This is a genomic window from Bacillus sp. EAC (assembly GCF_002156875.1).
GTDB lineage: Bacteria > Bacillota > Bacilli > Bacillales > Bacillaceae_G > Gottfriedia.
This window is the reverse complement of record NZ_NCSY01000004.1, coordinates 526,569-539,773: the sequence shown is the minus strand read 5'-3', so window position 1 is coordinate 539,773 and position 13,205 is coordinate 526,569. Positions and strand designations below refer to the sequence as shown.

At 34.0% G+C, this 13,205-nt stretch carries 5 protein-coding genes; 1 reads left to right on the top strand and 4 read right to left on the bottom strand.

What is annotated here, in order from left to right:
* Window positions 1-53: 53 nt before the first annotated feature.
* Window positions 54-1,571, bottom strand: a complete 1,518-nt coding sequence (locus tag B7R65_RS09940; RefSeq protein ID WP_088042602.1) for an aldehyde dehydrogenase family protein — start codon at window positions 1,569-1,571, stop codon at window positions 54-56.
* Window positions 1,572-2,024: 453 nt separating this feature from the next.
* Between B7R65_RS09940 and B7R65_RS09935 the strand changes: the two genes are divergently transcribed.
* Complete coding sequence (locus B7R65_RS09935; protein WP_088042601.1) at window positions 2,025-2,933, top strand: LysR family transcriptional regulator; 909 nt, start codon at window positions 2,025-2,027, stop codon at window positions 2,931-2,933.
* A gap of 135 nt (window positions 2,934-3,068) precedes the next feature.
* Here the strand turns inward: B7R65_RS09935 and B7R65_RS09930 are convergent, their stop codons facing one another.
* The 3 genes from B7R65_RS09930 to B7R65_RS09920 form a co-directional block, all read right to left on the bottom strand.
* Window positions 3,069-3,971 carry a LysR family transcriptional regulator gene (locus B7R65_RS09930; RefSeq protein WP_218780416.1) on the bottom strand — a complete coding sequence of 301 codons (903 nt, stop codon included), beginning with the start codon at window positions 3,969-3,971 and terminating at the stop codon, window positions 3,069-3,071.
* Window positions 3,972-4,128: 157 nt separating this feature from the next.
* Window positions 4,129-8,304, bottom strand: coding sequence for a S8 family serine peptidase (locus B7R65_RS09925; protein WP_179194829.1), 4,176 nt, complete (start codon window positions 8,302-8,304; stop codon window positions 4,129-4,131).
* A 497-nt stretch (window positions 8,305-8,801) separates the two neighbouring features.
* On the bottom strand, window positions 8,802-12,941 hold the full coding sequence (locus B7R65_RS09920) for a S8 family serine peptidase (RefSeq protein ID WP_088042598.1): 4,140 nt from the start codon (window positions 12,939-12,941) through the stop codon (window positions 8,802-8,804).
* Window positions 12,942-13,205: the final 264 nt, after the last annotated feature.

Genomic DNA, 13,205 nt, shown 5'->3' with positions numbered 1-13,205 from the left:
TCATACTGAATTAATCTACTATTTTATAATCGTAACTTTTAAATCTAGTTATTTTATAATAAGATACCGTACCAAGGTTTTTGGCTTAGTTCAGGAGTAAGTGAGCAATGAACATGCTTTACTTGCGTGTACTCATCTAATGCATAACGGCCAAGTTCTCTCCCAAAACCACTTTGCTTATATCCACCAAATGGTGCGTCACTTCTCAACATGTGCCAGTCATTAATCCAAACTGTACCTGCTTTTAATTCACGTGAAATTTTAAGGGCTTTGTTAACATCTTTTGACCAAATACCAGCTGCTAATCCAAAAATTGAGTCATTCGCTATTTCGATTGCTTCTTCAATCGTAGAGTAACGAATTACGCAAAGGACAGGACCAAAAATCTCTTCTTGAGCAATCTTCATTTTATTGTCCACATCTGCGAAGATAGTAGGTTCAATGAAATAGCCATGGTCATAGCCTTCTCCTGTTAAACGCTTTCCACCACATACTAAGCGAGCACCTTCTTGAATCCCAGTCTCAACATAGGATAATACCGTGTCAAGTTGCTGCTGAGAAGCCATTGGCCCCATTCCATTCGCCATATCAAGTTGGTTTCCAATTGTAATTGAAGAAGCCAATTTTGCTAAGCGATCAACCACTTCATCATAAATCGAATCATGTACTAATAGTCGTGTGCCAGACTCGCAAAGTTGTCCCGAATGAAGACAGAAGCCAAATAAACTACCTGGTACTGTAATATCTAGATCAGCATCTGGTAAAACGATTGAAGGTGACTTTCCACCTAATTCAAGCGTAACGCGTTTTACAGTTCCTGATGCTAATTGCATAATTCGTCGTCCCACCTCTGTTGATCCCGTAAAGGCGATTTTATCAACTTGAGGATGAGTAGCAAGCACTTCTCCTACCGTAGCTCCAGGTCCTGAAACAACATTGAATACACCCGCTGGAATTCCAGCCTCAGTAGCTATTTCTGCTAATTTCAACGTAGAAAGAGGTGTATTTGAAGCTGGTTTAATAACAATAGAATTCCCCATTGCTAGTGCAGGCGCAATTTTCCACATTGCTAAAAGCATTGGAAGATTCCAAGGTGTAATCGCAGCTACGACACCAATCCCTTCTCGCCATACCTGATTATTGCTAGGTCCTGGAAAAGGTAATACTGGTAGAGACTCCACAAATGGATACTCAACAGTAAACTTTGCTGTTTGTTGAAGCAGATCCACTAAATATAAGATATCTAAATTTGAAATTCGTCGAACAGTTGCACCTGAGCTAATAGCTTCTAAGAATGCAAGTTCCTGAGAATGTTCGACAATCTTATTCCCGAAATTAATTAAGATTTGAGCTCTTTCTTGTGGTGATTTTTTTGACCATACTCCTGAATCAAAAGCTTTACGTGCAGAAGCAATTGCAGCTTCAGTATCTTCTTTTCCTGCTTTAGCGACCTTGGCGATAACTTCTCCAGTCGCAGGATTTTTCACGCTGAATGTTTCACCACTTTTTGCAGGTGTCCATTTACCATCAATATAAAGCGGAAATTCCAATACTTTTACAGTCGTTTGCATTTAAAAACCTCCTAGAAATAGTTTTATAAAAATTAAATAAATAGGATTTATAGTAACACCTTTTCCTTCGAATTGGCCTTACCTCTTATTTAGTAAAAAAGTGAATCATTAAGCTTTAACGCTACTAGGTCACCGATCATTTTCATTCCCTTTTTTAATAGAAGTAAGATAACTTAAAATGACCTGTCCCACTCACTCTTACACCCAAGAAAACGCTTGCAAAATACACAAAAATAATTTTCAAACTATAAAACAGGTGAAAGTTAATGTTAGATTTTTTATAATTTAAAAAATTAAGAATTATCTGAACTAATTGTATAACTTCACAAATACTTAGTAAAATTAAGGTTTGTAATATCTAGTTCACAATTACTAATATCTAAAATTGGAGGATTTTATGATCCTCAAAACGAATTTCTACTATAGTAATCTATCTAATAAGGTGGTCATCCTATGCACATACAAAAATTAAAGATTCTTTCTGAAGTTGCTAAAACGGGCTCTTTTTCGATAGCTGGCCAGAATCTTCATATTAGTCAATCTGGTATTAGTCAAGATATAAAAAAAATAGAAGATGAATTAGGTATAAAGATTTTCGATCGCACTCGTTATGGGGTTGTTCAATCATATGAAGGTTCTAAAATTGTAAAAAAAGCAAATGAAGTTTTGTTAAAATATGATGAATTGATCGAAGAGGCTAGAAACATCTTAGATATACATACTGGAAATCTCAGAGTTTCTACAATACCTGCTTTTATTACTTATCTATTAAAACCATTAATGGAATTTAAAAATTTATATTCAAATTTAACGATAGAGATTTCAGAAAATATTACTGAGCTGACGGTTGAATCGGTTCAACAGAATAAAGCTGAAATTGGTCTGATCTGCATATATGAAGATATTAAAAAAAATATTGAGCATTTAAATTTCGAAAGTATCCTTGATGGAACCCTAAAGGTTTACGTAAGTAGCGATTCGCCTTTCGCCAAAAAGAAAAAAATAACACCAGAGGAAATCTTACAGCAGACAGTAGTCTTATATAATGGCGATTATATTAAATGGTTTATTACTAATTTTCAAGTTGCTTTTGGAAAATTGAATATCCTTTTTTCTTCAAATCAAACCGAAGAAATTGCAAGATTAATCGCAAATGGATCAGCCATTGGATTTGCCCCAGATTTTGCCACTAAAAGTAACCCTTTTGTTCTAGAAGGCAAAATTGTAGAAGTTGATATTATCAACTATGAACCTATTAATGTAACACTTGGAATTATTCAAACTAAGAATAGAACTCCTTCAAAAATAGAGAAACACTTAGTCCAGTTTATTAAATCTGAATTACAATATTATATAAATTAAGAATAGTAAGCATAAATTCAATTGACAGTAGTTGCTTTACGTGTCTTTTCCAAAATAAAACAAGCATTTCATTATGCACTAGCTTTGACTGAAAAATAAAAGTGGATGAAAATATTCATCCACTTCTTCACAATATCATTTTGCATTTAATTCTTCTTTTAAAATCGTTATATAATCTTCTATCATAGTTGAATAATGTTTTTTACTAGACATAATCCAAACATATTGAATTTGTATCTCCTCGTAATCTTTAATATCTAACAGCTTAAGATTTTCACCAATGTTGTAGTTAACGTCAGGAAACCAAGGAACAAACAAGACACCTAAGTTATCATCAGTCGCTTTCCATAATGCATCAATATTTGTTGAGTTAAATAATTCCTTCATTACGCCAAACTTTTTATAGAAATTATGTTTAAACCATCGCATATATTCACCGTTATAGCTAAGAAGTGTTTCTTTAACGATTTGTTGTGGCGTAACAAATGATTTTTTTGCTAATGAAGACTTTTTACTTACTAATAATTTCATTTTACCTTCAAATAACTTATGATAAATTAAGTGTTCATTATTTTCTAGTAAATGTTTTATAAAAGGTACGATCCCTATATCACTGCGGCCTTCTAATACATCCTCAATAATTTCTTGTCCCGGTTTTTGAAAGATATCAATCGTGATATTAGGATATTCTTCCTTAATTGTAGAAATTGGGCTTAATAGTTGTTCAATAAAACCTGGAACTGTCGATATTTTTAAATTGCCAGTCATATTATTATTAATTAATTGGGCTTTATGGATTAGTTCTTGATATTTTAAAACGATTTCATTCGCTATAGGAATAATTTGTTTGCCATCAATTGTTGGAATTGCATTATTTCCTCCTCTTGATCGCTCGAATAATTTTATCCCTAATTTTTTTTCAATACTAATAATTGATTGACTAATAGCGGACTGACTTACAAATAGATTTTGTGAAGCAATCGAGAAGGAACCAGTTTTAGCAACTTCAACTAGATACTCTAATTTTTGTATATTCATGCTGTAAATATTCGTACTGTTGAAACTCATACTATTCTCCTTCTTACTACATTATTAGTATTCTATACTAATTTTCAGGTTGAATATAGTCTTTTTTTTTAGGTTAAACGATAAGTATTGAAAAGCCTGTTCTCTTGCAACGAGAACAGGCTTGCTTTTATTGTATACCTAATTGACTCTTAACTGATTCTAAAGTACTTCCTTTATACTTTTTAATTGGTTTTGGAGGAGCTGGGATCCAAGGGTTTTGCATTAAGTAATTCTTTTCAACAAATGCCAAGTCCTTCGCATCGACCGTACCGTCGAAGTTAATATCTGCACTACGTTTATTTGTACCCCAATATGTTTGGATCGCTAATGCGTCCATCACATCGATTACGTCGTCTTTGTTTACATCTCCAGCAGTTGCATATGGAGTACTTTCTACACCTACTCTATAAGATACACCATATAATTCATCATCTAGATCAAAATGAGCATTAATTTTTGAGTAATACGTTGTAAAATGACCTGGAATATCTTGGATTAACGTATAATCATCTTTTGATGGATCCATACCTGTAATATCAAACGATCCATTTTTTGCGACGATATTTGTTTTTACTACTTTTCCATTACTATCAATTACTGTTAAAGTTGGTGAACTCTTTGAGTAATCTTTTGTAGAATCAAGATTACCTTGAGCATTTTTAAATCCTTCTGCATGAATATAGCCTACAAATTCAGTTTGATCATTTAAGATCATGATTGGTGCCAAGTTTGTAAAAGGATTTGAAGTTACATTATCTACATTTGTAAACGTTGATGTAACTTGGCTACTAAATGCACTTAGTGGACTAAATGATATAGCATCTCTTGGCAGAAGCGGTTTAGGAACTTGAATTGTTAAATCTACCATTGGTATATCACCATCTACGCCAGTAGTTCCATTAAAATTAACAGTAACATCAGATGAGATCGTGCTTCCTGAAGTAGTTTGTTTTACGTCTAGTGTCGCTCCAAGCTTTTGTGCTTCAGAATTCAATGAAATATTTGTGATTTTTGTACCTGATGTATCTGAGAACTTATAGTTCGCTTTCTTTAATTTATTTACATTATTTGCTGTTAACGTCATTGTAAATGTGTCCCCTGGCTTTGCTATTACCCGATTATATTTTGTTGGAACATTTGGCTGACCATATACATAAGACGTATGCTCATTTACGAAAAAATATTGACTTTGGAGATTACCATTTGTCGCTTCATCCATTCCTTCAAATTTTACAGGTAATACTTGTAAATCCGGTGACATTGCAATTTCATCAGATGCATTACCATCTTTATCAACTGTCAAATTTCCAGTTGGTAAATAAGAATTATAATAATGTAAAAGTTGATTTTGTGACTGATCAGCACTAATTCCAGCAGCTTGTTTTACCGCAACATTATCATCTGTAATATGCCCTGTTACACCAACTGTAGTTTGTCCATCTTTATATTCAACGATTTGTTTTCCAGGTACTTCACCTTCTACATGAACATCCCATTTTGGTTTTGTACCATCTACAAATAAATCTTGACTGATCGTATATTGTTTTCCGTCATCATCTGTACCAACCAATTTTAATACATATTGTCTCGCTTTTGGTAAGACAAGTTGGTCATCTCTCATACCGATTGGATTATTCGGATCATTTGTAAATGGGCGGTAATATCCCCAGTATACGAAACCAAGTGGAATATCAACACCTTCATCAAATGCTACTCCATCATACGAATTAGCAATACCAAGATCTTTACCAGTTTTTGCATCCGATATAACGACGTCAATTGTTTTCATATGTGAACTTAAGCTAAAGTTAGCAGCATCTGTTCGATTCCATTTTTGACTGCTTTGAATTAGTGATTCAGGCACTGATTTTTTATAAAGTTTAAAGTAATTAAACCCTTGCTCAACGTAGTGTACACCAAATGGAACTCGGTAAGTTTCTGATGGATTGTCTTTGTTTGTATACACTACATATCCTTCATAAATCCCTTTTTCTGCTGTTTTTGGAATATTCAAGGTAATATTTGTTTTCTTTTGGCTAATCCCTTTTAGAGTAATGGATGAATCTGTTTGAACAGTTACACCGTTTGCTTGTGCATCTTTTGAACCGCGCAGATTTGATTGGAAATTGACTTTTACATCAAATGTTTTCGATTTTTCTCCTCTGTTCATTAATGTAATCGAACGTGCATCAGAATAATCTGAACCATCAAACGCTACATTTCCAAAGCTCAATGCACCTGTATCTTCATTAATTTGTTTTTCTTTTCCATTAATAATTGTTGGAGTTTTTTCTTTAACTTTAATTTCAATAGTTGAATGAATTGCGTTATAAGGATCAATTCGTCCAGCACCTTGCTCGAATACACTATATGGCTTGCTTAATGAATCCGCAGTATTCATTAAAATTGCCTTGATATCTTCTGGTTGTAAATCAGGTTGTGCTTGTTTTAATAAAGCAGCGACTCCAGTCGTAAATGGTGTAGCCATCGATGTACCAGACATTCTTTGATACGCATTTTTATAGTCAGTCGGATCATTTGGGCTATTAATAAAGCCTGGAACAGTTGATAATACACTTACACCTGGTGCCGTAATTTCTGGCTTAATATCATAGTTTACACGTGAAGGACCGCGAGAGCTAAAGTCTGCTAATGTATCTCCCTGAGTTTTCGCTTCACCTATATCAGTAAATGTAAAGTTAACAGATCCTGATTGTAGCTTTTGCTTCATAGCAAGTCCATCTGCGTTAGATAATGAGAACGTTGGGATAAAATTCACACCATCTCCTAAGAAAGTTGGGATTTGTCCTTCAGTTGGATTGTCATTATACATAAGAACTGCTGCAGCGCCTTGTGATTTAGCGACCGAGATTTTAGAATCTAATGTATAAGTTCCACGACTCATTAGAACAATTTTACCTTTTACATCCTTACCAGTATATGCTTCACCTAGATTTACATCTACAACTGAATTAGTTACACCTTTTAAATTTGAAACATCATCCCCAGCGCCTTTTGCCATCAAAAGTAATGATGCAGTTACATTGTCGATCGATCCTTTTCCTCCAAGTGTCGTAATTGGAACACTGCTGGCACCTACTGTTAATGCTAGAGCTGCTGTACCAGGTGATCCTACAGTATACATCTTATTACCTGCATTTCCAGCTGCAACAACTGCTGTTACTCCATTTAAAACTGCATTGTTTATTGCAATACTAGTAGGATACATTGGGTCATTATAATTAGCACCTAAAGAAAGACTCATAATGTCCATTCCGTCTGATACCGCTTTATCGATTCCAGCTAAGATGCCATCCGTCGTTCCACTGCCCCCAGGTCCAAGTACACGATATACATAAAGATCAGCATCAGGAGCAATTCCAGTAGTTGCATCTTCACTTTCATTTTTTCCTTGTCCAACAATCGTTCCAGAAACATGAGTACCGTGTTCAGTTACATAAGACGCTGCACCAGAGGTTCCTCCCGGCTTTCCTGCTTTTACCCAATCTTCATATGTCGTTTCCATTGGATCATTATCATTACTAACGAAATCGTATCCGCCTTTATAAGCACCTCTTAAATCCGGATGATTGTAATCAACACCAGTGTCCAATACAGCGACCTTTACCCCTATACCTGTATAACCTTCTTGATGTAATTTATCGATTTGTAGGTATGAACGCTCGTCTGCCATTCCTTGGCCTTGTGTTTTAGTTGAATCTTCTGCTTTTTCTACTGGAAGATCTTCTTTAACAGTTTCATTACTATAAATCGCTTTAACTGCTTTTGAATTTAGAAGAGATTTAACTTTATTTGCAGGAACCTTTAATGAGACTCCATTGAAAGCATTTTTATATTTCCTACTAATTTTATATGTCTTATCATCATCGCTTGATAGCTTTTGCAAGTCTTTGTCAAATGTTGCATGATCGGCATCTTCTAAACTTTTAGCCTCACTATCAGATAAGCTATTCCCTTTTAAGGCTGCTTCTAGAACTGCTACTTTATGTGGCTTTTGATTGAATTGTACAATAACAGAAACTTCTTCTGAGCTATTTATATTAACATCAGGATTTAAGAATAATCCAGAATGATCATCCTTCGAAAGCTGTGTTAAAGCCTCTCTTTGAGCAGGTGTTAAATTTGCTAAAATCGACTCTGCATTCGTATTGAATGTGGCAGCCTTCACCTTTGATGATGAATTAAAATATGAAGCATGAAAACTACTAGAAATCAAACCTATACCTAATGTAATAGCAGTAGCATTTTTTACAATTTTTTTGTTTGTAAACTTCTTCCCCATTTTCCAGTCCTCCTGCATGTGTGTTTTGATCTGCACTGCTAGAAATCGTTCAAAATCCATTATTAGATTTTCTTAAATTGAACAGAAAATCTACCAATTTCCACTAAATTTTATCCCCTTCCTTATTTATTGACTTAATTATACGTAATCTGAATTTTCTGGTAAAATTAAAAATAATTCAAGATTAATAAGAGAATCTAATATTTTCTTAATCCATAAAAAATACTAAATCACTTTCAGATCCTACCTTTTATCAATCTTCGTTAAGAATAATCTAATACTCATCAGAAGTTTTCAATTAAATAGTAAATTAAGAAAGCTCATAGACTGGCGAGCCTTTTAGAAAAAGACAGAGGTGCATATACTTATTTCCTAAAATTTGCAACTACGTCGAGTTTTCTTCTACGCTACCAATTTAAACTTTCTTAATACAAAAAAAGAGAAGCCGAAAATTTCAGCTTCTCTTCTCTTTAATTACAAAAACTAATATTAACTCTTTATTTTAATCCTAACTGACTTAACACTGTATCTAATGTTTGACCTTTATATGATGTTTTCGCTTTTGGCGCATTATTAACAGTCGGATTTTGTAAACCATAATTTTGAACAATATAATCCATGTCTTTTGCATCTACTACTTTATCAAAGTTAAAATCAGCAGATGCTTTATTTGTTCCCCAATACGTTTGTACAGCTAATGCATCTAAAATATCGATAACATTGTCTTTGTTCGTATCTCCCGCTGCAGCAATTGGTAAGTTGTATTTTAATCGCTTTCCAACGATTTCACCACGAACATCGGAGTACATTTCAAAATTTTGACTCATCGTAAAATGGCCTGGTACATCTACTTTTAGTGTGTAAGGATTTTTATCAGCCTTAAGTCCATCGACTAAATAGCCACCATATCGATCAGTAATTGGAGATTCAACAACTGTTTTTCCATCAAAAGATGTAACAGTTACTTTTGCACCGATTTTACTTTGATCAATTGCATAATTTGTGCCACCAGTAGCCGTTGAAGCTCCTTGTACTCTTACATTTCCATCTAATCTTGAATAGGTTGTCTTTACTTTATAACTTTCCATGTACGCATAAACATTGTTTGTCTCAACATTTGATTGATCAATTGTTGTTGCACTCATACCAACCCAGTTAATACTATCTGTCGTCCACTTGTTTGCAGTTTTTAGATCAAAATTAAATAACGACAAATCTTCTGGCAATGCTTTATCACCTAAATAATTAAATGTAAAAATATACTTCGATGGTGTACTTTCTACACTAACCTGTGCATCACCATACTTTTTAACTGCATCATTTACAACTACATTCTCAACTGAAGCGTAAGTATCTTTTATCATTGTAATTTTAGTTGTTTTTAAATTTTTCACATTATTCGAACGAACGGTATAGTTTACACTATCACCTGTTGTAACGGTTTGTTTATTTGCTTTTACATAGAAATACGGCAAATTTTGATCCACAAAAACAATTCTTAACTTATTAGTTGCATTACCATTAAAGTTTCTTGCCGCATCAAAACCATAAAAATCAACTGGTAATGGCTGAGCTTGTTTTCTCACTAAAATTTTATCAGTGTAATTTCCATTTTTATCTGTTTGGACTGGATTAGCAGGATATCCGTTATTATAAATTGAAACACCTGAATTGTTTGATTGATCGACAGGTAATCCTAAGCGAGTTGCTTCTTCAGTTTCAGGATCATGCAAGTTAATATTAAAGTCATATAGGAATTGTCCATTCGAATCAAATTGACTATCTTTAACTTCAATAACTTTTTGATCTAACGTATCAAAACTTGAAGTCAGTGTTGGTGCTCCTAGTTCATAAATGAAATCAGAAGATGCTGAGAATGTTTTCCCTTGATCATTTGTACCAACTAGTCTCAATTTATAGTGACCCGTTTTTGCAAATACGGGTTGACTACTAATTGGATTTTTCGAATCACCTGTAAATGGATAGTAAATTGTATTAAATGCAGGAGTATAATACTCTTGATTTTCATTTACTGCCATCGCATTAAATGTTCCCACTAATCCAAGATCTTCACCAGTAGTTGGATCTTGTAGTACTAGATCTATCGTCTTCATATATGATTTTAGAGTAAATGTAATATCTAAAAATGGATATGCATTTGCTGGCCATGCTGTGTCTGTGCCATACATTGGATTTTCGATATTAAATTTATCAATACCTTCGTTTACAACACGTCCACCAAATGGAATTTGGTAAGTTTCAGTCGGATCTGAGGAATTCGTGAAAATAATATATCCCTCATATGTTCCTTTTTCGGCAGTTTTAGGAATGTTTAAGTTAAACATAATCGATTTTTGACTAATTCCATTTAATTTAACTGAAGTTGGTCCTTCTAACGTTACGCCATTTGATGCTGCATCTTTTGATCCTCTTAATCCTGTTTGGAATTTAACATTTACATTAAATGTTTTTGCTTTCTCACTACGATTTTTTAATGTAACATTTTTTGAGTCAGAAATATCTTCACCATTAAACCCGTATGATCCAAAGCTCATTGCCCCTGTTAGTTCTTTGATCGATTTTTGTTTTCCGTTTATTATTGTCGGAGTTTTGTCGTTAACTTCTAGCTCAACATTTGAGTGAATGGCTTCATAAGCGTCTACTCGTCCACTTCCTACCTCGAACACACTATAATCCTTAGATAATGGATCAGCTGTATTCATTAAAATCGACTTTACATCTTCTGGTTGAAGATCTTTATTCGATTGAAGTAATAATGCTGATACACCTGCGACATATGGAGTAGCCATTGATGTACCTGATAAGCGTGCGTATGCATATTTATAATCTTCTGTATGTGTTCCATCTACCGTTTGATCATTTACGTAAAACGGAACCGTTGAAAGAATTGAAACACCTGGTGCGGTTACTTCCGGTTTAATATCGTAGTTAACACGACTCGGCCCTCTCGAACTGAACGTAGCTAATTCATCAGATGCTGTTTGAATTTTCTTGAAATCACCAAATGTGAAATCTGATTTACCATCTTTTAATGCTGCAGAAATTACTGAACCCTCATCAAATGAAACTGAGAATGAAGGAATCGCATTCATTGATTCACCAAGGAATGTCTGAATTGCTCCCTCTGCCTTGTTTGTTTCATCGTTAGCCATAATAACACCCGCAGCACCTTGTGCTTTGGCATATGCAACTTTAGAGTCTAATGTATAAACTCCTCGGTTCATGAATACAAATTTTCCTTTTACATCTTTATTTTTATAGCCATTTGGATCTCCAAGTCCTACATCAACAAGTTGTACAGTTTTTTCTTTTAATGAAGATAGGTCATCTTTATAGTTTTTCGTCAATTGTCTTATATTGTAACTTTTACCATTATTTACGCCCGTATATTGAAAAATATCAATTGCAACTGAAGATGCTCCAACCGTTAATGCTAATGCAGCAGCTCCAGGTGATCCAAGGGTAAACATTTTATCGCCACTATTACCTGCAGCTACAACGGTAGTCACTCCACTTAATACTGCATTGTTAACAGCAATAGAAGTTGCAAAAAGCGGATCATTTATTGTTGCACCTAGTGACATGTTAATGACATTCATACCATCTTGTACTGCTCGATCAATCCCAGCAATGATCGCATCACTTGTCCCGCCACCACCTGGGCCAAGTACACGGTAAGCATAAAGGTCCGCTTCAGGTGCCGCACCGACTGTTTTATACTCACTATTTGATACACCACGCCCACCAATAATACCAGCAACATGTGTTCCATGTTCAGTATAATAGTCCGCTCCATTTTGAGATCCCGGTTTTCCTGCCTTCACCCAATCCGCATATGTAGTTTCCATCGGATCATTATCGTTATTAACAAAATCATATCCACCTTTATAAGCATCCTTTAAATCTGGGTGGTTATAATCCATTCCGGTATCAAGAATTCCTACTTTAATCCCTTTACCCGTATACCCTTCAGCATGTAAACGATCTAAACCGTCATATGGAGTATAATTTGCTACTTTAGCTTCATCAGTTTTTAGCTGGTCATTTTCTTCTGCTGGAGGGTCTATCGAAAATTTTTCGTTACTCCAAACTGTTTTAACAGCTTTTGATTTTAATAGATTTTTAATTTGATTTGCTGGTAGGCTCATTGATACACCGTTAAAGGCATGCTTATATGAACGATTAATCTTATAATTTATATTTTTATTTTTATCACCAGTTAATACTTTCTCTACATCATTTGAAAACGTTTCATGGTCCTGATCAACTAGCTTATTAGCCTCGGTCTCAGATAAAGTTTTCCCTTCTAAACTTGCTTCAATTTTAGCAATTTTTGCTGGTTTATTACTAAACTCGACTATGACACTTGTTTGATTTGTAGAGTTTAAATCAGTATCAGAACTAATTTGAAGACCAGTCTCTTCATTTGTTGACAGTTGATTAAGGGCCGCTCTTTGTTCAGAAGTTAAATTTGCAAGTAAATTATCAACATTGGTAATACTATTTGCTTTTGACACATTTGAAACATTGCCAAATGAAGCTAAAATAAAACTTGATGATAAAGCGACTACTGACAAGCTTTTTACAATCTTATTTTGCTTTACTCTTTTCCCCATTTTCTTCCTCCTAGACTGTATTAGACAAGTTAAAATTTAATGAAAAACGAAAATATGAATCCTAATTTATCGAAAGAACTCTATCCGTCATTTTCCTTTGCTAACTTTCATTAAACGTTTCTTGTACTTTTAATTATTAAGAATTTTCATTATTTAAACAATTGGGTTATATAAATCCTATTTTTTCAAATCAGTTGAGCTTTTTACACATACTTCGACACCATTCATGTCTAAAGTTTATAAACAATCAATCAAATTTAAATT

Coding starts and splice junctions, on each gene's coding strand:
- B7R65_RS09925 (WP_179194829.1), bottom strand. CDS start 8,304: ATGGGGAAGAAGTTTACAAACAAAAAAATTGTAAAAAATGCTACTGCT.
- B7R65_RS09940 (WP_088042602.1), bottom strand. CDS start 1,571: ATGCAAACGACTGTAAAAGTATTGGAATTTCCGCTTTATATTGATGGT.
- B7R65_RS09930 (WP_218780416.1), bottom strand. CDS start 3,971: ATGAATATACAAAAATTAGAGTATCTAGTTGAAGTTGCTAAAACTGGT.
- B7R65_RS09920 (WP_088042598.1), bottom strand. CDS start 12,941: ATGGGGAAAAGAGTAAAGCAAAATAAGATTGTAAAAAGCTTGTCAGTA.
- B7R65_RS09935 (WP_088042601.1), top strand. CDS start 2,025: ATGCACATACAAAAATTAAAGATTCTTTCTGAAGTTGCTAAAACGGGC.